At 56.6% G+C, this 24,569-nt stretch carries 20 protein-coding genes; 11 read left to right on the top strand and 9 right to left on the bottom strand.

Translation table 11 applies throughout. The features are described 5' to 3' along the window. Positions 1–134: 134 nt before the first annotated feature. The 3 genes from argH to argB all read right to left on the bottom strand — a co-directional run bounded on the left by argH (position 135) and on the right by argB (position 3,623). On the bottom strand, positions 135–1,508 hold the full coding sequence (argH, locus tag PGH32_RS23645; RefSeq protein ID WP_314425626.1) for an argininosuccinate lyase: 1,374 nt from the start codon (positions 1,506–1,508) through the stop codon (positions 135–137). Positions 1,509–1,606: 98 nt separating this feature from the next. After that, positions 1,607–2,821 carry an argininosuccinate synthase gene (locus tag PGH32_RS23640; protein ID WP_123337577.1) on the bottom strand — a complete coding sequence of 405 codons (1,215 nt, stop codon included), beginning with the start codon at positions 2,819–2,821 and terminating at the stop codon, positions 1,607–1,609. 25 nt (positions 2,822–2,846) lie between these two features. After that, positions 2,847–3,623: an acetylglutamate kinase gene (gene argB / locus PGH32_RS23635; RefSeq protein WP_337895354.1), complete on the bottom strand. Its 777-nt coding sequence runs from the start codon at positions 3,621–3,623 to the stop codon at positions 2,847–2,849. Positions 3,624–3,800: 177 nt separating this feature from the next. Between argB and argE the strand changes: the two genes are divergently transcribed. Both argE and ppc read left to right on the top strand, forming a co-directional pair. Continuing rightward, the gene (gene argE, locus PGH32_RS23630; RefSeq protein ID WP_337895353.1) at positions 3,801–4,952 is read left to right on the top strand and encodes an acetylornithine deacetylase; all 1,152 of its coding nucleotides are present in this window, start codon (positions 3,801–3,803) and stop codon (positions 4,950–4,952) included. Positions 4,953–5,201: 249 nt separating this feature from the next. Continuing rightward, positions 5,202–7,853, top strand: coding sequence for a phosphoenolpyruvate carboxylase (ppc, locus tag PGH32_RS23625; protein ID WP_314425632.1), 2,652 nt, complete (start codon positions 5,202–5,204; stop codon positions 7,851–7,853). A gap of 103 nt (positions 7,854–7,956) precedes the next feature. On the opposite strand, the gene metF is transcribed toward ppc, so the two are convergent. The 3 genes from metF to metB form a co-directional block, all read right to left on the bottom strand. Next, positions 7,957–8,862 (bottom strand): methylenetetrahydrofolate reductase, encoded by a 906-nt coding sequence (gene metF, locus PGH32_RS23620; protein WP_314425891.1) that lies wholly within the window; start codon positions 8,860–8,862, stop codon positions 7,957–7,959. Positions 8,863–9,170: 308 nt separating this feature from the next. Beyond that, the gene (locus tag PGH32_RS23615; protein ID WP_337895352.1) at positions 9,171–11,606 is read right to left on the bottom strand and encodes a bifunctional aspartate kinase/homoserine dehydrogenase II; all 2,436 of its coding nucleotides are present in this window, start codon (positions 11,604–11,606) and stop codon (positions 9,171–9,173) included. Between the two features lie 2 nt (positions 11,607–11,608). Then, entirely contained in the window at positions 11,609–12,769 is a 1,161-nt protein-coding gene (gene metB / locus PGH32_RS23610) for a cystathionine gamma-synthase (protein WP_337895351.1), read from the bottom strand. A gap of 248 nt (positions 12,770–13,017) precedes the next feature. On the opposite strand from metB, the gene metJ reads away from it, so the two are divergent. Beyond that, a complete protein-coding gene (gene metJ, locus PGH32_RS23605) occupies positions 13,018–13,335 on the top strand; it encodes a met regulon transcriptional regulator MetJ (RefSeq protein ID WP_013200201.1) in 318 nt (105 codons plus the stop codon). Here metJ and PGH32_RS23600 read toward each other — a convergent pair. After that, entirely contained in the window at positions 13,332–14,210 is an 879-nt protein-coding gene (locus tag PGH32_RS23600) for a LysR family transcriptional regulator (protein ID WP_314425643.1), read from the bottom strand. The two genes, metJ and PGH32_RS23600, sit on opposite strands and share 4 nt — an antisense overlap. 108 nt (positions 14,211–14,318) lie before the next feature. On the opposite strand from PGH32_RS23600, the gene PGH32_RS23595 reads away from it, so the two are divergent. Then, entirely contained in the window at positions 14,319–15,407 is a 1,089-nt protein-coding gene (locus PGH32_RS23595; RefSeq protein WP_337895350.1) for a linear amide C-N hydrolase, read from the top strand. Between the two features lie 78 nt (positions 15,408–15,485). Here PGH32_RS23595 and rpmE read toward each other — a convergent pair whose 3' ends face one another. Continuing rightward, positions 15,486–15,698 carry a 50S ribosomal protein L31 gene (rpmE, locus tag PGH32_RS23590; protein ID WP_105594495.1) on the bottom strand — a complete coding sequence of 71 codons (213 nt, stop codon included), beginning with the start codon at positions 15,696–15,698 and terminating at the stop codon, positions 15,486–15,488. Positions 15,699–15,941: 243 nt separating this feature from the next. Here rpmE and priA point away from each other — a divergent pair, with 243 nt between their 5' ends. The 7 genes from priA (at position 15,942) to rraA (ending at position 24,261) form a co-directional block, all read left to right on the top strand. Next, positions 15,942–18,140 carry a primosomal protein N' gene (priA, locus tag PGH32_RS23585; protein ID WP_314425650.1) on the top strand — a complete coding sequence of 733 codons (2,199 nt, stop codon included), beginning with the start codon at positions 15,942–15,944 and terminating at the stop codon, positions 18,138–18,140. Between the two features lie 250 nt (positions 18,141–18,390). Further along, a complete protein-coding gene (gene cytR, locus PGH32_RS23580; RefSeq protein ID WP_314425653.1) occupies positions 18,391–19,428 on the top strand; it encodes a DNA-binding transcriptional regulator CytR in 1,038 nt (345 codons plus the stop codon). 172 nt (positions 19,429–19,600) lie between these two features. Next, on the top strand, positions 19,601–20,602 hold the full coding sequence (ftsN, locus tag PGH32_RS23575; RefSeq protein WP_337895349.1) for a cell division protein FtsN: 1,002 nt from the start codon (positions 19,601–19,603) through the stop codon (positions 20,600–20,602). Positions 20,603–20,692: 90 nt separating this feature from the next. After that, positions 20,693–21,223 carry an ATP-dependent protease subunit HslV gene (gene hslV, locus PGH32_RS23570; protein ID WP_105594491.1) on the top strand — a complete coding sequence of 177 codons (531 nt, stop codon included), beginning with the start codon at positions 20,693–20,695 and terminating at the stop codon, positions 21,221–21,223. Between the two features lie 12 nt (positions 21,224–21,235). Beyond that, a complete protein-coding gene (gene hslU, locus PGH32_RS23565; protein ID WP_314425658.1) occupies positions 21,236–22,567 on the top strand; it encodes an HslU--HslV peptidase ATPase subunit in 1,332 nt (443 codons plus the stop codon). A gap of 173 nt (positions 22,568–22,740) precedes the next feature. Beyond that, entirely contained in the window at positions 22,741–23,670 is a 930-nt protein-coding gene (locus PGH32_RS23560; RefSeq protein WP_314425660.1) for a 1,4-dihydroxy-2-naphthoate polyprenyltransferase, read from the top strand. Positions 23,671–23,775: 105 nt separating this feature from the next. Then, positions 23,776–24,261, top strand: coding sequence for a ribonuclease E activity regulator RraA (gene rraA, locus PGH32_RS23555; protein WP_314425663.1), 486 nt, complete (start codon positions 23,776–23,778; stop codon positions 24,259–24,261). 64 nt (positions 24,262–24,325) lie between these two features. Here the strand turns inward: rraA and zapB are convergent, their stop codons facing one another. Continuing rightward, positions 24,326–24,565, bottom strand: a complete 240-nt coding sequence (gene zapB, locus PGH32_RS23550; protein ID WP_123337548.1) for a cell division protein ZapB — start codon at positions 24,563–24,565, stop codon at positions 24,326–24,328. Positions 24,566–24,569 lie beyond the last annotated feature (4 nt).

The following is a 24,569-nucleotide window of genomic DNA, read 5'->3' as shown; positions in this document are numbered from 1 at the left end:
GTCTGAAAACGCCTTTCATTACAGGCGCCTTCTTTCAACACCCAGCGAGCCAGCAAAAAAAAGCCGCTACCCTACAGGGCAGCGGCTTTCTCATCCGTTGACGTGATAAAGCAGCGGTTAAGCGCCGATTATTATCAGCCCAGACGCTGTTTCGCTTCGGTAATTGCCAGCGAAACCTGATGCGGGGACACGCCACCTTTCGCATTACGCTTATCCAGGCAGGACTGCAGCGACAGCACCGGATAAACGTCATCGCCAATCACGCTGCTGAACTTCTGCAGGTCGGCAAGCGCCAGCGCTTCCAGCGCCACGCCCTGATTGATGGCTTCCACTACCGCTTCACCAACGATATGGTGCGCTTCGCGGAACGGTACGCCTTTCGCGACCAGATAATCCGCCAGCTCGGTTGAGTTCGCATAGCCCTGCTCTGCTGCCTCCTGGCAACGCGGACGTTTTACCTGGATGCCATCCAGCACCAGCGTCGCCATGTGCAGGCAGTCGTACCAGGTATCCAGCGCGTCAAACAGACCTTCTTTATCTTCCTGCATGTCTTTGTTGTACGCCAGCGGCAGGCCTTTCAGCGTCATGCTCATGGCGGTCAGTGCGCCCTGTACGCGGCCCACTTTGCCACGGATCAGCTCCAGCGCATCCGGGTTTTTCTTCTGCGGCATCAGCGAAGAGCCGGACGTCACGCGGTCGGACAGCTCAACGAAGCCCGCTTCGCCGGTATTGAAGAAGATCAGATCTTCAGCAAAGCGCGACAGATGGATCATACCGATCGACGCATCGGACATCAGTTCCAGCACGTGGTCGCGATCGGATACGGTGTCCAGGCTGTTACGGGTGGCGGAGGCAAAGCCTAACCAGCCCGCCAGCTGCTCGCGGTCGATCTCATAGGCGGTCCCCGCAAGCGCACCACAGCCCAGCGGGCTGACGTCCAGACGCTTCAGCGTATCCTGCAGACGGCTTTCGTCGCGGGCCAGCATCTCAACGTAGGCCAGGCACCAGTGCGCAAAGGTCACCGGCTGCGCACGCTGCAGGTGGGTATAACCCGGCATCACCGCGTCCTGATTCGCTTCGGCGGTGGCCACCAGCGCCTGCTGGAACTGGCGAGTCGCGGCCAGCAGTTCACTGACCTGTAGTTTGCACCACAGCTTCAGGTCGGTTGCGACCTGATCGTTACGGCTACGGCCGGTGTGGAGTTTTTTACCCAGCGCGCCGACCTTATCGATCAGTTTGCCTTCCACCCAGCTGTGAATATCTTCGGCGTCGCTTTCCACAATCTGCTGCGGATTCGCGCGCACTTCTTCCAGCAGAACATTCAGCGCGCTTTCCAGCTGCTGCTGCTCTTCTGCGGTTAATACATTGACCGTCACCAGCGCTTTGGACCAGGCAACGGAACCGGTAATGTCCTGTTCTGCCAGACGATAGTCGAAGCGCAGTGAGTCATTAAACAGTTTGAAACGTTGATCTGCTGCCTGCGTAAACCGTCCACCCCAAAGTGCCATGCTCAGTACTCCATTCAGAAATTATGCAAGAGGCGGCACGGGTGCCGCCCCTGGGAAATCTTGCAGGGGACGAGGCACGCCTCGCCCACCGCAACAGATTACTTTTTCTCGTTCAGCGCGCGGATGCGTGAAGAGAGGGAGAACAGACGGATAAAGCCGCCCGCGTGACGGTGATCGTACACTTCGTCTTCGCCGAAGGTGGCGAACTCTTCAGAGTACAGGCTGTTGGCCGATTTCTTCTGAATCGCGGTCACCTGGCCTTTGTACAGCTGCAGCACCACTTCGCCGTTCACTTCTTCCGCCAGCGCTTCTGCGGATGCCTGCAGAGATTTACGCAGCGGTGCGAACCAGCGACCATCGTAAACAACGTAGGACATTTCCAGGCCCAGCTGCTCACGCCACTTGAAGCTGTCGCGGTCCAGAACCAGCTGCTCAACGGCACGCAGCGCGTTAACCATGATGGTTCCGCCTGGGGTTTCGTAGCAGCCGCGAGACTTAATACCGACCAGACGGTTTTCAACGATATCGATACGGCCTACGCCGTGACGAGCACCGATCGCATTCAGTTTGTCCAGGCAGCCGAACGGCGTTAACGCTTCACCGTTAACCGCCACCACGCGACCTTTCTCAACAACAATCGTGACCTGCTCAGGCTGGTCCGGCGCTTCCAGCGGATCGACGGTCCACACCCAGCAATCTTTGTTCGGTGCGTTCCACGGGCTTTCCAGCACGCCGCCTTCGGTAGAGATGTGCCATGCGTTTTCATCACGACTGTAGATTTTTTCCAGCGACGCGGTGGTCGGGATATTGCGCTCTTTCAGGTAGTCCAGCAGCGCTTCACGGGAACGCAGGTTCCACTCACGCCATGGCGCAACCACTTTCAGCTGTGGAGCCAGCGCGGTGTAGGTGGTTTCGAAACGGACCTGGTCGTTACCTTTACCGGTCGCACCGTGGCACAGCGCGTCTGCGCCCACTTTCAGCGCCAGCTCAACCTGCGCTTTAGCAATGATTGGACGCGCCATAGAGGTACCCAGCAGGTAGGTGCCTTCGTACAGAGCACCGGTCTGCAGTACCGGGTAAACGTATTCGCTGATGAACTCTTCACGCAGGTCAACCACGTGGCACTCAGACGCACCGGACTGCAGCGCTTTCTGCTCAACGCCTTCCAGATCTTTACGCTCCTGGCCGATATCCGCCACGAAAGCCACCACTTCACAGCCGCCGTAGTTCTCTTTCAGCCATGGAATGATCGCCGAAGTATCCAGACCGCCGGAGTAAGCCAGTACGATTTTTTTGATGCTTTTGTCTTGCATGATGATTCCTTGAAAACGTTTCTAATTAAGCGAGGATACGGGTGCCAATGGACACGCCGTTAAATAAGGTTGGCAGCTGTTCAGCATGACGCCAGCTGGCGATGTCCACCGGGCGGCCCAGGGTACGGGCGGCATCCAGCGCGGCATTCACCTTGACGATCATTCCATCGGTAATCACCCCGTCGGCGATCAGCTGCTCGGCTTTTTCAGCCGTCATCTCTTCAATTCGCTGCTTATTGGCATCGAGGATCCCGCTCACGTCGGAGAGCAGAATCAGATCGGCACCCAGCGTCGCGGCCAGCGCCGTCGCTGCCTGGTCGGCATTGACGTTCATCAGCAGGCCATCCTGGGTGATGCCGATTGAGCTGACAACCGGCAGGAAACCTGCGCCCAGCAGCGTAGTAATCAGCACCGGTGAACCCGGGGTAGCCTGTCCCACATGACCAAGTTCTTCATCAAACTGAGCAACATTAACACTTCCGCCGTCGCCCAGACACAGGCCAACGGCATCAATACCGTGTTTTTTCGACCAGGCCAGCAAAGTTTTATTGGCGGTACCGGCCAGCGCACCGGTGATGATGTCGATCTGATCGGCAGGGGTCACGCGCAGGCCATTTTTCTTTTTCACCGGCAGGGACAGCTTGCTCATCAATTCATCCACCAGGCAGCCGCCGCCGTGCACAATCAGCAACTGACGCGAATGGGCAGCGCGATAGCTCACCAGCGCATCGAACAGACGCTCCAGCGCCTCTTCACTATCCAGCAGCACACCACCCAGTTTGATAATTAACGGATTGGTCATCAGAGAGTAACTCGCTTTAAATATGTGACTACGTTGCAGAATGCGGTTATGTTCACTTTGGCTGTCCAAGCCAAATGGTGGAAAAATTATCGGTTTCCATCCGCACGTCGATAATGTATTTTTATTCACTATTACTGCATGAATATTGATACTATCCTAACTCAAGGACTGTCAACAGTGAAGACAAAATTACCACCTTTTATTGAGATATACCGCCAGCTGATTGCTACGCCATCAATCAGCGCCACCGACAGCGCGCTCGATCAGAGTAATGAAACTTTAATCAATTTACTTGCGGGCTGGTTCCGCGATCTTGGCTTCACTGTAGAAGTTCAGCCCGTTCCCGGCACGCGTAATAAATTCAATATGTTAGCCAAAAGTGGCCTCGGTGCAGGCGGACTGCTGCTGGCCGGCCATACGGACACCGTCCCGTTCGACGATGGCCGCTGGACGCGCGACCCGTTTACCCTGACCGAACACGACAACAAACTGTACGGGCTGGGCACCGCCGACATGAAAGGCTTCTTTGCCTTCATCTTAGATACGCTGCGTGAAGTTGATGTGTCCGCGCTGAAAAAACCGCTGTATATTCTGGCCACGGCGGATGAAGAAACCACCATGGCCGGTGCCAAGTTCTTCTCTGAAACCACCAGCCTGCGCCCTGACTGCGCGATTATCGGTGAGCCAACGTCGCTGAAGCCGGTGCGCGCTCACAAAGGCCACATCTCAAACGTGATTCGCATTCAGGGCCAGTCCGGCCACTCCAGCGATCCCGCACGCGGCGTTAACGCCATTGAGCTGATGCACGAATCCATCACGCAGCTGTTGGAGCTGCGTAACACGCTGAAAACGCGCTACAACCACAGCGGCTTCGCCATTCCTTACCCGACGATGAACCTCGGCCACATCAACGGCGGCGACGCGGCTAACCGCATTTGCGCCTGCTGTGAGCTGCATATGGATATTCGCCCGCTGCCGGGGCTGACGCTGAGCGAGCTCGACGGCCTGCTGAATGAAGCCCTTGCGCCGGTGAGCGCGCGCTGGCCGGGCCGCCTGACGGTGGGGGAACTGCATCCGCCGATCCCGGGCTACGAGTGCCCGCGTGAACATCAGCTGGTGCAGGTGGTGGAAAAACTGCTCGGTACTGAAACCGAAGTGGTGAACTACTGCACCGAAGCGCCATTTATCCAGGAAATCTGCCCGACGCTGGTTCTGGGCCCGGGTTCGATTAACCAGGCACACCAGCCGGATGAATATATCGATACGGCGTTTATCAAACCGACCCGTGAATTGATCGCTCAGGTCGTACATCATTTTTGCTATCACTAAGGCAAGAATTGGGGCAATCGACTGCGAAAACAGCTGTTTGCCTCTGATTTCGATTATTCGGGACGATAAGAATAACTTATCTCGCTCCGGTGTAATTAAATTTCATAAATTCTCGTTATTTAGCGGCACGATCCGGCAAATTTAAGTCAATTGACGAATGGTTATTAACGTGGCTAGATAAAAGGCTGAGTTATACCCACAAGGGTGAAATAAAGTTACAAGTACAAGAAAGAGGGTGTCAGGGGTCATATGAACGAACAATATTCCGCAATGCGAAGTAATGTCAGTATGCTCGGCAAGCTGCTCGGGGATACCATCAAGGATGCACTGGGAGAGAACATTCTCGATCGGGTGGAAACTATCCGTAAGCTCTCTAAGTCATCACGTGCGGGAAATGATGCCCACCGTCAGGAGCTGTTATCAACGCTGCAAAATCTGTCCAACGATGAGTTGCTGCCTGTCGCGCGCGCGTTCAGTCAGTTCCTGAATCTGACCAACGTTGCCGAGCAGTACCACACCATTTCGCCAAAGGGCGAAGGGGCAAACCATCCGGAAATGCTGGCGAAAACCTTCGAACGCCTGAAGCAGCAGCCGGACCTGACCGAAGCTAACATTCGCGAGGCGATTGAATCCCTGTCGCTGGAATTAGTTCTGACCGCGCACCCGACGGAAATCACCCGCCGTACGCTGATCCACAAGCTGGTTGAGGTGAACAACTGCCTTAAGCAGCTGGATCACAACGATCTTTCTGACTATGACCGCTCGAAAATCATGCGTCGTCTGCGCCAGCTGGTTGCCCAGGCCTGGCATACCGATGAAATCCGTAAATACCGCCCGTCACCGATTGACGAAGCCAAATGGGGCTTTGCGGTGGTTGAAAACAGCCTGTGGGAAGGGGTTCCCCATTTCCTGCGCGAATTAAACGAGCAGGTTGAAGAGTCCTTCGGCTACACCCTGCCGGTTGACTTCGTGCCGGTGCAGTTCACCTCCTGGATGGGCGGTGACCGTGACGGCAACCCGAACGTCACCGCCGACATTACCCGCCACGTGCTGCAGCTGAGCCGCTGGAAAGCCACCGACCTGTTCCTGCGTGATATCGCCGTACTGATCTCCGAGCTGTCGATGTCCGAATGTACGCCGGAAGTACGCGAACTGTGCGGCAATCCGGACGCGCTGGAGCCGTACCGCGAGATTATGAAAAATCTTCGCAGCCAGCTGACCAGCACCCAGGCCTACCTGGCGCGCCGTCTGAAGGGCGAGCGTTTACCGCGCCCGGCAGACTTACTGATCTCCAACGATCAGCTGTGGGAACCGCTGCACACCTGCTACCAGTCACTGCAGGCCTGCGGAATGGGCATTATCGCGAACGGTCAGTTGCTGGACACCATGCGCCGCGTGAAGTGCTTTGGCGTTCCGCTGGTGCGTATCGACCTGCGTCAGGAAAGCACCCGCCATACCGAAGCGATCGCTGAAATCACCCGCTACCTGGGCCTTGGCGACTACGAAAGCTGGTCAGAATCCGACAAACAGGCCTTCCTGATCCGCGAACTGAATTCCAAACGTCCGCTGCTGCCGCGTAACTGGGAGCCAAGCGCCGACACCAAAGAAGTGCTGGATACCTGCCGCGTGGCCGCCGATGTGCCGAAAGGCTCGATTGCTGCTTACGTTATTTCGATGGCGAAAACGCCGTCGGACGTGCTGGCCGTCCACCTGCTGTTGAAAGAAGCCGGTATCTCTTACACCCTGCCGGTTGCTCCGCTGTTTGAAACCCTGGACGACCTGAACAACGCCAACGACGTCATGAGCCAGCTGCTGAATATCGACTGGTATCGCGGCATTATTCAGGGCAAACAGATGGTGATGATTGGCTATTCAGACTCCGCCAAAGACGCGGGTGTGATGGCCGCCAGCTGGGCACAGTACCAGGCCCAGGACGCCCTGATTAAAACCTGTGAGAAAGCCGGGATTACCCTGACGCTGTTCCACGGACGCGGCGGCAGTATCGGCCGTGGCGGTGCGCCTGCGCACGCTGCCCTGCTGTCTCAGCCTCCGGGCAGCCTGAAAGGCGGCCTGCGCGTTACCGAACAGGGCGAGATGATCCGCTTTAAGTTTGGTCTGCCGGAAGTCACCATCAGCAGCCTGTCGCTGTACACCGGTGCAATTCTTGAAGCGAACCTGCAGCCACCGCCGGAGCCAAAAGCCGAATGGCGCAGCATCATGGACCAGCTCTCTGATGTGTCCTGTAAAATGTACCGCGGCTACGTGCGCGAGCACGCTGACTTCGTGCCTTACTTCCGCTCGGCGACGCCGGAGCTGGAGCTGGGTAAACTGCCGCTGGGTTCACGCCCGGCTAAACGTCGCCCGACCGGTGGCGTAGAGTCGCTGCGGGCTATTCCGTGGATCTTTGCCTGGACGCAGAACCGTCTGATGCTGCCAGCCTGGCTGGGTGCCGGTGCCGGTCTGCAAAAGGCGATGGAAGAAGGTCATCAGGAACAGCTGGAAACCATGTGCCGCGACTGGCCGTTCTTCTCGACCCGCCTTGGCATGCTGGAGATGGTGTTCTCTAAAGCGGACCTCTGGCTGGCGGAATACTACGATCAGCGTCTGGTGGACGAATCCCTGTGGCCGCTGGGCAAACAGCTGCGTGACCAGCTGGATTCCGATATTAAAGCGGTACTGACCATCGCCAACGACTCGCATCTGATGGCCGACCAGCCGTGGATTGCTGAATCTATCGCGCTGCGTAACGTCTATACCGACCCGCTGAACGTGCTGCAGGCAGAGTTGCTGCACCGCTCACGCCAGCAGGAAGCCAACGGTGGTGAGGTAGATGCTCACGTTGAACAGGCGCTGATGGTCACTATCGCCGGCGTGGCGGCAGGCATGCGTAACACCGGCTAGTTTGCCAGGGCGGGGATACCCGCCCGCTCTGATGTATCGCCGATATGAAAACAGGACGCTGAGCGTCCTGTTTTTTTTTGCAGATACAGGCCCGGCGGGCGTATCAGCCCACGCAGGCATTCGCACCGGGACGAACGCCCAGCGTATGGCAGATCGCGTAACTCATCTCCGCGCGGTTCAGCGTGTAGAAGTGGAAATCTTTCACCCCTTCACGGCTGAGGATTTTCACCATATCCATCGCGATGTTGGCACCCACCATTTTGCGGGTTTCGGCATCATCATCCAGCCCTTCAAACATGCTGGTCATCCAGCCCGGCACGCGCACGTTAGTCATGGTGGCAAAACGCTGCAGCTGTTTAAAGTTAGATACCGGCAGAATACCCGGCACAATCTCAACATCAATCCCGGTTGACACGCAGCGGTCACGAAAACGCAGATAGCTTTCCACATCAAAGAAGAACTGAGTAATCGCCCGGTTCGCACCGGCATCGATTTTACGCTTCAGGTTGATCAGGTCAGCCTGAGCGCTTTTCGCTTCAGGATGCACTTCCGGGTAGGCCGCCACGGAAATATCAAAATCTCCCACTTCTTTCAGCAGCGCCACCAGGTCAGCCCCGTACATTTCAGGCTTGCCGCTGCCCGGAGGCAAATCGCCACGCAGGGCAACGATGTGGCGGATACCGTTATTCCAGTAATCCTGCGCGATGGTACGCAGCTCATCACGGGTGGCATCGACACAGGTCAGATGCGGGGCCGCTTCCAGACCGGTACGATCCTTGATGCCTTTAATGATGCTGTGGGTGCGGTCGCGCTCGCCGGAGTTCGCCCCGTAAGTCACGGAGACAAACTTCGGCTTCAGGCTGCTCAGTCGATCGATAGAGCTCCAGAGGGTATTTTCCATTTCAGCGGTGCGCGGCGGGAAGAACTCAAAGGAGACGTTAATCTGCCCGTTAATCTCGGCCAGACTCTGGTTCAGTGCTTCGCGCTGATTTGCATGGAAAAAACTCATACCCGTTACCTCATCGATCGCTGTTGATTCTGCTGCCGCCGTTAAACGTCTATCCATTTAGACGTCCAGACATTCAAAATGACGGAAATTGTACATTCAGTCAACAGTTAAATGATGACCTGCCGTGACAAATACTCAACGAAGATGAGGGAAATTCATGATGCGATCGGAAGTGATATTGAGCGGATCAATTCGGCTGAATAACAGGAGATTTCACCCTTCCTGCTTCGCAGGCATCCATGCCTGCCTGAGCTCTTTCATTAAACAGAACGTTCTGATGACAATCAGCCATCAGCCCGCTGTAAACACTACAGCAGCTGCGCCAGACGGTTCAGATCCGACTGAATCGCCCCGGCGGTGACGTCACGACCGGCTCCGGGACCGCGGATAACCAGCGGGTTATCGCGATACCAGCGGCTTTCAATGGCGAAGACGTTATCGCACGGCAGCAGCGCGGCCAGTGGATGATCGGCACGAACCGCCTCAACGCCAACGCGGGCTTTGCCATTGGCGTCAAAACGCGCCACGTAGCGCAGCACCAGCCCCATCTCCTGCGCCGCTTCATAGCGTTGCAGCATCTGTTCGTTGAGGTCATCGCCATTCTCAAAGAAATGGTCAACGGAGCCTGCCTGGCAGCCCGCCGGAACCAGCGACTCGACGCGAACCTGATCCGGTTCGATGTCGTAGCCGGCTTCACGCGCCAGAATGACCAGCTTGCGCATCACGTCCTGGCCGGACAGATCGACGCGCGGATCCGGTTCCGTTAATCCCTGCTGCCACGCCTGGTCCACCAGCTCGGTAAACGGCACCGTGCCGTCAAACTGCAGGAACAGCCAGGAGAGCGTGCCGGAGAAGATGCCGCTGATCGCAAGGATACTGTCGCCGCTTTCACGCAGATCGCGCACCGTATGGTTCACCGGCAGCCCGGCCCCCACGGTGGCGTTGTACAGCCACTGACGGCCGGTTTTTGCAAAGGCATCGCGAATTTGACGATAGGCGTCGCTGCTTGATGCGCCTGCGACTTTATTTGCACCAATCACATGGAAACCGTAGCTGGCGAAATCCAGATACTGTGCGGCCAGCGATTCACTCGCGGTCACGTCCAGCACTACCAGGTCGTCAAACGGGTGCGCCCGCATCCAGAGGAACAACGATTCCTGATCCTGCTCTACCGCTTCCTCTTCGAAGAACGCCAGCGCGCGGCTGGCTTCCAGACCATCGTAGCTCAGCAGGCTGCGGCGGCTGTCCACCACGCCAGCCAGAATAAATTCAAAACCGGTACGGGCGGAGATCGTCTCCTGCTCGCGGGCGAACAGCTCCAGCCAGCGCGAACCGATATTCCCTTTACCAAACAGCACCAGCCCGATGCGCTTCTCCGCACGGAACAGCGTTTTATGCAGGCCGCGGATCAAATGCTCGGTAGGGCCGACGCGCAGCACCGCCACCAGGCTAATTCCCTCTTCCGACTGCCAGATAAACTCGACCGGCTGATCCTTCATCTGCTGCCAGAAACGGTGGCTGTGCAGCGGATTACGGCAGACGCCGGCACCGACCATCGCCACCAGTGCCATCCCTTCCCGCAGCTGGAGTCGACCCGGCAGCGCCGCATCCTGCAGCAGCGTCAGCGCGCTGTTGACCACTTCCGAGGTGTAGCACAGCTGCAGCAGGTTACGGTCGGCATGAACGCCCGTGGCCAGCGGACGCAGCTGGGCACGCTTCAACAGCTGGTCGATTTCTTTATGCAGCGTGGCGAAGTCATGGTGAGGCGGAACGTTAAATTCAATCAGGCAAACGTCATCATGACTGGTCACAATGCGCGCCCCGGTCCCGGAGGCCAGAACGCGTTCAATGCGGGTTGAGCCCTGTTCAGGCTGGTAGCTGCAGCGCAGCTGCAAATCGATATCGCTGTTGGATACCGGCTGCAGTGTACGCGTGTGCAATACCGGTGCGGCCAGGCGCGCCAGTTCGCTGGCTTCATCCAGACGCAGCAGCGGTAGCAGACAGGCATCTTTCACTTTGCGCGGGTCGGCGCTGTAGACGCCGGCCACGTCGCTCCAGATCGTCACGCGCGACACGCCGGCCAGCGAACCAATCTGGGTGGCCGAATAGTCACTGCCGTTACGCCCCAGCAGCACCGTTTCTCCGGCATCGTTCGCACAGATAAATCCGGTGACCACCAGACGCTGAGAAGGCCGCTGGGCGATCAGCTGCTGAAGCAGCAGCAGGGACTTACCTTCATCCACCTGCGGCTGCGCAGCACGTTCGGCGCGCAGGAAATCGCGTGCGTCCAGCCAGCTGGCATCAATATCGCGCTGCTTCAGCACCGCCGACATCAGCCGGGCTGACCAGATTTCACCGTGCCCGACCACTTCCGCATACACGATATCGCTCAGCGGACCGTCCAGCAGGGCGGCCAGTTTTTCCAGGTCGTGAATAAATTCAGCAATGAGCGGGTCAGCGGTTTCCGGCGGCAACAGGCTGCCAATCAGTTCGCTCTGATAGCGACGCAGAGCCTGCTGAACCTGATGCGCAGACAGCCGATCGGTCTGACTCAGCTTGAGCCAGCTGATCAACTGGTTAGTGGTGCTTCCTGCCGCAGAAACGACCATCAGATCGCCCGGCTGGCTGTACTCCGCCATAATACCGGCAACGCGCTGATAGCATTTGGCATCCGCCAGGCTACTGCCACCAAATTTGTGCAACTGCCGTGAACTGCCCACCTCTGCCACTGCTGAATAACTCATGCTTACCTCTTGGCCGCAATCTGGAATGCATTATCCAGATCGGCGATTAAATCTTCGTGATCCTCAATCCCCACCGAAATGCGCAGCAGCGTCTCAGAGATACCTGCCGCGGCACGGGCTTCTGCCGACATGCCGGCATGCGTCATCGTGGCAGTATGCGATATCAGGCTTTCCACGCCGCCCAGCGATTCCGCCAGGGTAAACAGCTCCAGCGCTTTAAGGAAACGACGCAGCGTTGCTTCATCGCCATCAAACTCAAAGCTTAACATCGCACCAAAGCCTTTCTGCTGCTTCACCGCAAACTGATGTCCTGCGTTTTCCGGCAGAGAAGGATGATACAACTTTTTCACCAGCGGTTGTTGTTTCAGATACTCAACAATTGCCAGCGCATTGCGCTGGGCCGCGGCGATGCGTGGGTTGAGCGTACGCAGACCGCGCAGCAGCAGGTAACTATCGAACGCCGCACCGGTCACGCCAATATTATTCGCCCACCATGCCAGTTCGGTCGCATGCTGTGGATCTTTTGAAATCACTGCACCGGCAACCACGTCAGAGTGGCCGTTGAGGTATTTGGTACAGGAATGGAGCACCAGGTCCGCCCCCAGCGCCAGCGGGTTCTGCAACGCCGGGCTGAGGAAGGTGTTATCCACCACGCTGATCGCCCCGGCTTCTTTCGCTGCCTGGCAGATCGCGGCAATATCCACCACGCGCAGCAGCGGGTTGCTCGGGCTTTCAATCAGCACCAGCTTCGGCTTCTCAGCCAGCGCAGCCTGCAGTGCAGCCTCATCCCCCTGATCGACAAACTTCACGCGATAGGCACCGCGTTTGCTCAGGCTGTCAAACAGGCGATAGCTGCCGCCGTAACAGTCGTGCGGAGCCACCAGCAGATCGCCAGGCTTGAGGAATACGGTACACACCAGATGAACCGCGGCCATACCGGTATTGGTCAGTACGGCACCCACGCCGCCTTCCAGCTCGGCCAGCGCACGCTGTACCACATCACGGGTCGGATTCCCGCGGCGTGAGTAGTCGTGAGCGCGCGGCTCGTTGAAATCAAGAAAGTTATAGGTGCTGGAAAGGTGAATCGGTGGGACAACGCAGCCATATTGCTCGTCATCATTCAATCCGCTGCGTACTGCGATGGTTGCCTGTTTACGCGTCATGGTGCATAAATTCCTGCTGAAGAAGTTGAAGGGCTATAGAGTAAACAGGGCCGCTATAGACGTCAATACATCTGGACATCTAAATGTCTTTGCGTATAGATTGAGCAATGAGCCAATAACCGCTAAAATTATGCCGATATCCCCTACAGAAAGTTGTGTTATCGCAGTGTGATGGACACCAACTTCGGGCATAATTGGCCGAATTTCGGCATTTCTCATTTAAATATTGATTATGACTAAGGTAACCCATGGCTGAATGGAACGGCGAATATATCAGCCCTTACGCTGAACACGGTAAGAAGAGCGAGCAGGTTAAGAAAATCACGGTATCTATTCCGTTGAAAGTTCTTAAAATTTTGACCGACGAACGCACCCGTCGCCAGGTGAATAACCTGCGTCATGCCACCAACAGCGAACTGCTGTGTGAAGCATTCCTGCATGCCTTCACCGGTCAGCCTCTGCCTGATGATGTGGATCTGCGTAAGGAACGTAGCGACGAGATCCCTGAAGAAGCAAAAGCAATTATGCGCGAAATGGGCGTCGATCCCGACACCTGGGAGTATTAATTCGCCGCAAACAGCTCGGTTATTCGGTCGAGCACCTGATTCAAAATCGGGTGCCCGGCCTGCCCCGGCTGCCAGATTGCTACCATCGTATGCACTATCCCGCTGCTGCCCATTTCGGTTTCAATCCGCTCAATCTGACTTTGCCTTCCCGCCATCACGTGGACGGGCAGAAAAGCCCAGCCTGCGCCCTTCTCCAGTAGAGATTCCAGCAGCATGGCATCATTCACAAACTGCACGCGATCGGCGATCTGCAGGCGACGCGCCAGGTGCTCTTCCAGAGCCTTATTCGGGATCAGCTGATTACAGGCCGCCAGCGACAGCTGACTCACGGGCCGATGTTCGAACAGTGCAGGGCTGGCATAAACCCCCATCTCGATGCTGCCCACCGCGCGCCACTTAAAGCGCTCGCTCACCGATTTGTTCACCGCCTGATAGATACCGATATCAATTTCACTTTTCTGCAGCGCCTGCTCGGCATCCTGGCGATCCTGGTAGCAGAGATTCAGCTGTACCCCCTGCTGACGGCATTCCTCAGCCAGCGTGGCCAGCAGCGCGCGGGGCGTAAAAATATCGTAGCTGAGCGTCAGCGTTTGCGGCGGCTGCTTCTGCTGCTGCATGGCCAGATAGCTGAACGCCTGGGCCTCGTTCAAAAACAGCCGCGCCCGACGATAGAGCAGGCTACCGCGCTCGGTCAGAGCAAACGGCCGGCAGTGGCGGTCGAACAGAGCGTAGCCCAGATCCAGTTCCAGGTAATCCAGCAGCTCGCTGACGGTTGTGCGGTCTTTGTTCATCCGCTTAGCGGCGTGCGTAATGCTGCCGGACTCAACCACGCAGGCAAACGCTTCGATTTGCGCCAGAGAAAAATTAATGGCCATAAGCTCCCTGCATAAAAAACACCGTGGGGGAAATTCCCTCAGTCACTGACTCTTTCCTTTTAAGCATTCTGACTATGCTGGCCGTCAGTTAGCAAAAGGAGAAATAAGATGAATAAAACATTATCCAGCCTGGTGGCTGTCGCCATGGGTGCCTCCCTGACCATCGCAACAATCGGTAGCGCCAGCGCCTGTACCCGCGCGTTTTTAAATACCTACCCCGGCTATATGGTCAGCGCCCGTAATCTTGATTTCTTCGGCCCGGTCGATCCTTCCCTGGTCATCACCCCGAAAGGCATTAAGCATACCGGCAGTGATGGACCCGGCGCGAAACAGTGGGAAACACGCTATGGCAGTGTAGTCATTTACGCCGATGGGGTTTTTCCAATGGATGGCATGAACGAGAAAGGGCTGGCCGGGCACACGCAATACTACACCAACGGTAAGCAGGTACAGGCGGGCAACCAGGACAAGCCCGAGCTGGACAGCCGCGCATGGCTCAGCTATCTGCTGGACAATTTCGCCACGGTTGATGAGGCGGTGAAAGGGTTACAGGATGTGCGTCTGGTGGCCAAAAAGCTGCCGATTGATTACGCGTCGGATACAAAGCACATCGCGCTGGAGGACGTCACGGGCGACTCGGCAATCATTGAAATCGACAACGGTAAGGTCAACATTTACCACAACCCTGACTATCGCGTGATGACCAATCCACCGTCATACGATCGCCAGCTGGAAAACCTGAAGAAATATCAGGGCATCGACGAGAACCACATTCCCGGCACGCAGAGCGCGGAAGACCGTTTTGTTCGCACCAGCATCGGCGTGAAAAATATTCCGCAGCCGGATAACAAAGCGCAGGCCCAGGGCTTCATTTTGTCGGTGGTTAACAACGCCGCATTCCCGATTAACTACCCGGACGCCAGCGATCCGATGGTGAAATCGATCACCGATGCCTATGCGAAATATTCGAAATTCCCGCAGGAGAATAAAGGCACGTCGACCTACTGGACGACCATTGCCGACCTCAGCCACGGCGAATACCACTTTAAATCGGTCTTTGCGCCATCAGAGGTGATGGTGAAACTGCAAGAAATTAACTTCTCGGCGGGTCAGCCGGTAAAACGCATCGATCATCTGCAGAACTATGCGCAAAAAGGCTGGCAGGGTGACGTGCTGAAATACGCTACGGGCTCCTGATTTCAGAGACAAAAAAACCAGCCGGAGCTGGTTTTTTTGTTCGTGCATCCGAAACGTTGACCGTTTCTGACCGGCTGCTTATTTGCTGCCAGGGATGCTGAAACGCTTGTTGAAGCGGTCAACACGTCCACCGGTAGCAACATCACGCTGCTTGCCAGTATAGAACGGGTGACATTCGCCACAAACGTCCAGGTTCAGATCGCGACCCGTAGTAGAACGAGTTTTGATTTCGTTACCGCAAGAACATTTAGCAGTAATTTCAACGTAATTTGGGTGAATACCTTTTTTCATGGGAAACCTCAGTTAAGGCCGTGTCGCTCTCCCGCGCCAGGAATTTTTCCTGCACCGGCACCACACGAAGATTAATAGTCAGGTGATATACCCCAACCTCGAAGGTTGTGGGCATCGCGATACAAAATACCGTATCAACGGCGGCGAATTATACAGAAATTAACCGCCTGCTGCAATCGGATCCGCACATTGCGAACGACACAGTGTACACTAAATGGCCCTGCTTTTCACCCGGATGAAGCCATGCCCGTTGTTCAGGTCGCACTGCCCGTTCCACTTGCCCGCAACTTTGACTATTTGTTGCCTGCCCACCTCAGCCATGCCGTTCCCGGTGGCCGCGTCAGCGTGCCTTTCGGCAAACGTAAAGCGATTGGCGTGGTGGTCAGCATTGGCGAACAGAGCGACTATCCGCTGGACCAGTTGAAAAGCGTGCATGAGGTGCTGGACAGCGCCTCCCTCTTCCCCCCTTCCCTGTGGCACATCCTGCTCTGGGCAGCGGACTATTATCACTACCCGCTGGGAGAAGTGCTGTTTCACGCCATGCCGGTCCTGTTGCGCCAGGGGAAAGCTGCGGAGGAGGCACCGCTCTGGCAGTGGGCAATCACCGAGCAGGGCCGCGCCACGCCGCCGGAAAGCCTGAAGCGCGCACCAAAACAGCAGCAGGCTCTCGCCGCGCTTCGCCAGCGCCCGCTTTACCGCCATGAGGTCAGCCAGCACGATATCACCGAGGCGACGCTGCAGGCGCTGAGGGCTAAGGGACTGTGCGAACTTCACGCGGTAACCCGCGCAATGCAGGACTGGCGCAAGACTTTTGCCGTCAGCGGTGAGCGCCTGCGGCTGAACACCGAACAAGCCACGGCGGTAGGCGCAATCCGCAGTGCAGACGATCGCTTTTCCGCCTGGCTTCTGGACGGGATCACCGGTTCGGGCAAAACCGAAGTTTATCTCAGCGTGCTGGAGAATATTCTGGCCAACGGGCGCCAGGCGCTGGTGCTGGTACCGGAAATTGGCCTGACGCCACAGACAATTGCCCGTTTTCGTGAACGTTTTAACGCGCCGGTGGACGTGCTGCACTCCGGGCTGAACGACAGTGAGCGCCTTGCCGTTTGGCTGCGCGCCCGCAGTGGCGAAACGGCGATTGTTATCGGGACGCGCTCGTCGCTGTTCACCCCCTTTGCCCGGCTGGGTGCCATCATTATTGATGAAGAACACGACGGCTCATATAAACAGCAGGAGGGCTGGCGCTATCACGCCCGCGATCTGTCGGTGCTGCGTGCCCGGCAGGAGGATATTCCGGTGGTGATGGGGTCCGCCACGCCGGCACTGGAAACGCTGCACAACGTGCAGTTAGGCAAATATCACCTGCTCAGCCTCAGCAAACGTGCAGGTAACGCCACGCGCGCCACGCAACTACTGATAGACCTGAAAGGCGTGAAGCTTCAGGGTGGATTATCTCCGCTGCTTATCAGGAAAATAGGTGAGCACTTAAAGGCCGATAATCAGGTCCTGTTGTTCCTCAACCGCAGAGGCTTTTCCCCAACGCTGCTGTGCCACGAGTGCGGATGGATTGCCGAATGCCAGCGCTGCGACCGTTACTACACGCTGCATCAGAATCAGCGCCAGCTGCGCTGCCACCACTGTGACAGTCAGCGGCCCATTCCCCATCAGTGCCCCCAGTGCGGAACGACGCACCTGGTGCCCGTCGGGCTGGGTACGGAACAGCTGGAGCATAATCTCAGTACGCTGTTCCCCGGCGTGCCGCTGTCGCGTATCGATCGGGATACCACCAGCCGCAAAGGCGCACTGGAACAGCAGCTGGCGGAAGTGCATCGCGGCGGCGCACGGATCCTTGTAGGTACTCAGATGCTGGCTAAAGGGCACCATTTCCCCGACGTCACGCTGGTTTCTCTACTCGACGTCGATGGTGCCCTGTTCTCTGCCGATTTCCGTTCCGCTGAACGCTTCGCCCAACTCTACACCCAGGTGGCAGGACGGGCAGGTCGGGCAGGCAAACAGGGCGAAGTCATGCTGCAGACCCATCACCCTGACCACCCTTTGCTGCAAACTCTGCTGAAGCAGGGCTATGACGCCTTCGCTAAGCAGGCGCTGAGCGAGCGCAAAAGCGTTTTCCTGCCGCCGTTTACCAGCCATGCGCTGTTCCGCGCCGACGATCATGATAATCAGCAGGCTTCCCTGTTTCTCCAGCAGCTGCGCAACCTGCTGGAAGCCAGCCCGCTGAAAGACGACAGTTTCTGGGTAATGGGGCCGGTTCCGGCCCTGCAGGCCAAGCGCAGCGGCCGGTATCGCTGGCAGTTGCTGCTGCAGCACCCTTCACGTGCGGTGCTGCAGCGGCTGATCAAATCCAGCCTGCCGCTGGTTGGCACACTGCCCCAGTCGCGCAAAGTCAAATGGTCGCTGGATATCGATCCCGCTGAAGGTTAAAAACGCCGATATCGTTCATCGATCGTCGAACCCGGTTAAAGATGCAGACGGAAACGTTTGCATGTCAAAGTTGCGGCCTCGATCGAAAAAAGTCGCACAAGTCACATTTTTTATGCAAATTAAGTAACAGCAGTCCGCTGCATCTGTAAAAATGCGCAAGGGCCAGCAAAGGGATAAGCGGGCCACCCCGGAAAGAAAACATTATCACCCGTCGGTCAGGTCAGTTTCGGCTGGCGTGAGGAGAAAAGCGTTGGAGCAGAATCAAGAGACACCAGCAGCGACCATGAAGGACGTAGCTGAAAAAGCAGGCGTATCAACGGCAACGGTCTCCCGCGCCCTGATGAACCCGGAAAAGGTCTCCGCCGCGACACGTAGTAAAGTTGAACAGGCGGTTATTGCGGTTGGTTATTCCCCACATTCCATGACGCGCAGCGCCCGCCGCAGTGAATCACGCACCATTCTGGTCATCGTGCCGGATATCTGTGACCCGTTCTTCAGCGAAATCATTCGGGGAATCGAGGTTATTGCCGCAGATCAGGGCTATCTGGTCCTGATCGGTGACTGTGCCCATCAGAATCAACAGGAAAAATCATTCCTGAATTTGATGCTGACGCGTCAAATCGACGGCATGGTACTGCTGGGCTCTCAGCTTCCTTTCGAAGCCGGACTGGAAGAGCAGCGCAATCTTCCTCCCATGGTCATGGCCAACGAATTTGCACCTGAGCTGGAGCTTCCGACGGTGCATATCGACAATCTGACCGCGGCATTTGAAGCCGTCAATCATCTGCAAAAGCTGGGCCATCGCCGCATCGCCTGCATTGCCGGGCCGGAAGATATGCCACTGTGTCAGTATCGTCTGCAGGGCTATATTCAGGCACTGCGCCGCAACGGCATCAGTGTGGATCCCCAGTATATCGTGCGCGGTGATTTTACCTTTGACGCCGGAACGCAGGCGATGAAAAAGCTGATGTCGCTGCCAAAACCACCCGATGCCCTGTTTTGCCACAGTGACATTATGGCGCTGGGTGCCATGTCGCAGGCGAAAAATATGGGCCTGAAAATACCGAAGGATCTGTCGATCATTGGCTTTGATGACATTGAGTTATCACGCTACAGTGACCCGCAGTTGACCACCGTTGCCCAGCCGCGTTTTAACATCGGCCGGGAAGCGATGCTACTCTTGCTGGAGCAGCTTCAGGGGCGGATGGTAAATGTTGGCTCCCGTCTACTGGATTTTGAGTTGAAGATCCGTGGTAGCACAGCGCCTTCACTGCACGACGAAGATTAACATCTTGTGTAACGGGCATTTTCGCCAACTGCGACCTGGCGCAAAATCAGCGGATTCTTAGTAAGATCGCTGCTGGTCAAACTTCCGACCCTTAAGTAACATGACGGGCTGTAGCCGGGTGACCATCGCGATTTTACCCGGCCTTCTTTCATTGATGATTAACGGAACGATAGTGGCACAAAAAGATTATGTAGGCCGCGGGCGTTCGGCAGGGACGCGTCGCAAGACCAATAGTCGCAGTAAAAAGCGCAGCGGTGGCTCAGGGGTATCTAAATTCATGACCGTGCTGGCCGTGGCAGTCCTCGTCATTTTTGTGGGGGGTCTGTGGTTTATTGCGCATCATAAAAAAGAAGACACGCCGGTCATCACCGATCACAAAGCAACCGGGAACGGGCTGCCACCTAAACCCGAAGAACGCTGGCGCTATATTAAAGAGTTAGAGAATCGCCAGATTGGCGTGCCTACGCCAACTGAACCGTCATCGGGCGGAGAAGCGCATACGCAGACGCAGCTGACTAACGAACAGCGCCAGCTACTCGAACAGATGCAGGCCGATATGCGCCAGCAGCCAACCCAGCTGAATGAAGTCCCGTGGAATGAGCAAACGCCCGCTCAGCGTCAGCAGACGATTCAGCGCCAGAACCAGCTACAGCAGCAGTCACGGATGCCGCAGCAGGTCCAGCAACAGCCGGTAAGAACACCGCAGAACCAGCCGGTGCAACAATACCAGCAGCCGGTAAGAACGCAGCAGACCCCGCCGGTGCAGCAGAATCAGCAGGCCCGGACTCAGCAGCAAACGCAGCAGGCTGAACGGGCGCAGCAGCAGCAAAATCAGACTCAGCAGCGACCCGCGCCGGTAACGGTCACCCGTGAACCTGCGCGTCAGCAGGAAGTGGCCGCGCAGCCGAAAGCGGAAACGAAGCCGAAAGAAGTCGAAAAAGAGAAGCAGCAGCGCTGGATGGTTCAGTGTGGCTCCTTCAAAGGGACCGATCAGGCGGAATCCGTTCGTGCCGCGCTGGCCTTTGAAGGTTTCGAAAGCCGCATTACGACCGGCGGCGGCTGGAACCGCGTGGTGATTGGCCCATACAGCAACCGTGCAGGCGCTGACAGCGCGCTGAAAAATCTGCGGGGTTCCGGCCACGCAAATTGCATTCCTCTCGCCGTTGGGGGTTGAAACCCCTAAAAGCCGCCCCATATCAGATTGCATCAGTGCCCCCGTACAAAAAGTGCGGGGACCTCACCAACTGCAACAAGGGGTCCGCCCGTGACAACAATAGTAAGTGTACGACGCAACGGCCAGGTAGTAATTGGCGGCGATGGCCAGGCTACCCTCGGTAATACCGTAATGAAAGGCAACGTTAAAAAAGTGCGTCGTCTCTACAATGACAAAGTCATTGCCGGTTTTGCTGGCGGTACCGCAGATGCCTTTACCCTTTTCGAACTGTTTGAGCGCAAACTGGAAATGCACCAGGGCCACCTGGTCAAGGCTGCCGTTGAGCTGGCAAAAGACTGGCGTACGGACCGTATGCTGCGCAAGCTGGAAGCTCTGCTGGCGGTAGCCGATGAGAATGCTTCATTAATCATTACCGGCAACGGTGACGTGATCCAGCCAGAAAACGATTTGATTGCCATCGGTTCAGGTGGACCTTACGCGCAGGCAGCCGCCCGTGCATTGCTGGAAAACACGGACATCGGCGCGCGAGATATTGTTGAAAAAGCGCTGGGTATTGCAGGTGATATCTGCATCTATACCAACCACAACCTCACCATCGAAGAATTAGCGTCTAAAGCGTAAGGATCCCAATTTATGTCCGAAATGACCCCGCGCGAAATCGTCAGCGAACTGAACAGATTCATCATCGGCCAGGACGGCGCCAAGCGCGCCGTGGCGATTGCCCTGCGTAACCGCTGGCGTCGCATGCAGCTGGACGAAGAGCTGCGCCACGAAGTTACCCCAAAAAATATTCTGATGATTGGCCCAACCGGCGTCGGTAAAACCGAAATTGCCCGCCGCCTGGCAAAACTGGCGAATGCGCCATTCATCAAAGTTGAAGCGACCAAGTTCACCGAAGTGGGCTACGTAGGCAAAGAAGTGGATTCAATCATCCGCGATCTGACCGACTCGGCGATTAAAATGGTGCGCTCTCAGGCGATCGAAAAAAATCGCTACCGCGCCGAAGAAATGGCGGAAGACCGCATTCTTGACGTGCTGATCCCGCCGGCTAAGAACAACTGGGGCCAGTCAGAAACCCCTGCCGAACCGTCTGCCGCACGTCAGTCGTTCCGCAAGAAGCTGCGTGAAGGCCAGCTTGACGATAAAGAAATCGAAATCGATCTTGCCGCCGTCTCTGCCGGTGTGGAAATCATGGCCCCTCCGGGCATGGAAGAGATGACCAGCCAGCTGCAGTCGATGTTCCAGAATATCGGTGGGCAGAAGCAGAAGCCGCGCAAGCTGAAAATCAAAGAAGCGATGAAGCTGCTGGTGGAAGAAGAAGCCGCCAAGCTGGTTAACCCGGAAGAGCTGAAGCAGGATGCCATCGAAGCCGTAGAGCAGCACGGCATCGTGTTTATCGATGAGATCGATAAAGTCTGTAAGCGCGGTGAGTCATCCGGCCCTGACGTTTCTCGTGAAGGCGTACAGCGCGATCTGCTGCCGCTGGTGGAAGGCTGTACCGTTTCGACCAAGCACGGGATGGTGAAAACCGATCACATTCTGTTTATCGCTTCCGGTGCTTTCCAGGTCGCCAGCCCGTCAGACCTGATCCCGGAACTGCAGGGACGTCTGCCGATCCGCGTTGAGCTGCAGGCGTTAACCACACACGACTTCGAGCGGATCCTGACCGAGCCAAGCGCCTCAATCACCGTGCAGTATAAAGCGCTGATGGGCACGGAAGGTGTGGACATCAACTTTACCGAAGACGGTATCAGCAAAATCGCCGCTGCCGCCTGGCAGGTGAATGAAACCGCTGAAAACATTGGTGCACGCCGCCTGCATACCGTGCTGGAGCGTCTGATGGAGGAAATCTCCTATGACGCCAGCGATCTGAACGGTCAGTCCTTCACCATCGATGCCGACTATGTCAGCAAGCATCTGGATGAGCTGGTTGCAGACGAAGATCTCAGCCGCTTCATTCTGTAACGACAGCACGCTGTCGCATTAACGGGGGCCAGGAAACTGGCCCCCGTTTTTTTTGGCTAAACTCTCAGCCAACTTGACCAGGGTTAATTTCGGGCGGGCTTAAGCGCCTTACACTGCTTCATAAACGTTGATCCGGCTTTCCCGGATCCGCCCATCAAAGCAGAGGCCTGCCTATGACCGACAACAGCCAGCTGGCTACCCCAATCAGTCACCCACAGGCATGGATTGAGAGTTTGCGTCCGCGCACCCTTCCACTGGCCTGTGCATCGATTATTACCGGCAGCGCGCTGGCATGGTGGCAGGGATCGTTCAATCTCACCACGGCGCTGCTGGCGCTGCTGACCACCGTTCTGCTGCAAATCCTCTCAAATCTGGCAAACGACTATGGCGACGCGATCAAAGGCAGCGACACGCCCGCACGCATTGGCCCGCTGCGCGGCATGCAGAAAGGCGCGATAACCCAGCAGCAGATGCGCATGGCGATGGCCCTTGCCGTGGCGCTATCCATGCTGAGCGGCATTATGCTGCTGATAAGATCCTGCAAAACGCTGAGTGATATGCTGGGCTTTTTGCTGCTGGGCGCACTGGCCATCGTTGCCGCCATCGCCTACACGGTGGGTCGAAAACCCTACGGCTACCTTGGCCTGGGCGATGTATCGGTGATGATCTTCTTCGGCTGGCTTGGCGTCATCGGCAGCTGGTATCTGCAGACTCACCAGCTGAACCTGCTACCGCTGATGCCGGCCACCGGCTGCGGCCTGATGGCAACCGCGGTGCTGAACGCCAACAACATGCGCGATATCGAAAACGATCGCCTGAACGGCAAATTCACCCTGGCGGTGCGCCTGGGGCCACGGCGCGCGCGCCATTATCATGTATTGCTGCTGACCGGCGCGATAGCCTGCTTCGCGCTGTTTACGCTGCTGAATAATCCGCACCCGTTTGGCTGGCTGTTCCTGCTGGCGGTGCCGCTGCTGTGGCAGCAGATGCGCTATGTGCTGCATGAATCCAGCGCGATGGCGATGCGCCCGCTGCTGGTGAGAACGGTCAAAACGGCACTGCTGATCAACGTGCTGTTTGCCGTTGGGCTGCTGCTCAGCTAAACGCGATGTGCTTGAGCCATCGCAACTTTTAACAATTGATGATTTTGCCAACAGTGATGATTAAGCGATATACTTAAGCTTCCTGTAGCAAACAGACGAAATCCTATGAAATACGATACCTCAGAACTGTGCGACATCTATCATGAAGATGTGAATGTCGTGGAACCGCTCTTCTCAAACTTTGGTGGCCGCACCTCGTTTGGTGGGCAAATCATTACGGTAAAATGTTTCGAGGACAACGGTCTGCTTTATGATTTGCTCGAGGAGAACGGCCGTGGGCGGATCCTGCTGGTCGACGGTGGCGGCTCCGTTCGCCGCGCGCTGGTTGACGCTGCCCTGGCCAGGCTGGCGGTCCAGAACGAGTGGGAAGGCATCGTGATTTACGGTTCAGTGCGCCAGGTAGACGACCTGGAAGAGCTGGATATTGGCATTCAGGCCATCGCAGCTATTCCCGCCGGTGCGGCAGGTGAAGGCATTGGTGAAAGCGATGTGCGCGTTAACTTCGGTGGCGTAACCTTCTTCTCTGGCGATCATTTGTATGCCGATAACACCGGCATGATCCTGTCAGAAGACCCGCTCGATCTCGAATAGCGAATACAAAAACGGGTGCCGATGGCACCCGCTCTCTGCAGATTCACTTTATAAAAGTGAAACCTTAAACCTCTTCCATTTTACCCAGCAATGCCCGCAGACGATCCTGCCAGACATGCTGCTCTTCCTTTAGCTGCTGATTTTCACGAACCAGCGCTTCACTGTTGCCAGCAGCATGTTGAACTTGCTGACTCAGATTTCCATTCTGTTCTTTAAGCTCTTCGATCTCCATCTGCAACAGCGTGATGGTATCAATCGCCTGCTGCACTTTTGCTTCCAGTTTCTCGAATACTTCAAATGACATATCT

It is taken from the genome of Erwinia sp. SLM-02, from assembly GCF_037450285.1.
GTDB lineage: Bacteria > Pseudomonadota > Gammaproteobacteria > Enterobacterales > Enterobacteriaceae > Erwinia.
The sequence above is the reverse complement of the archived record's forward strand: the minus strand, read 5'-3'. Positions and strand labels throughout refer to the sequence as shown.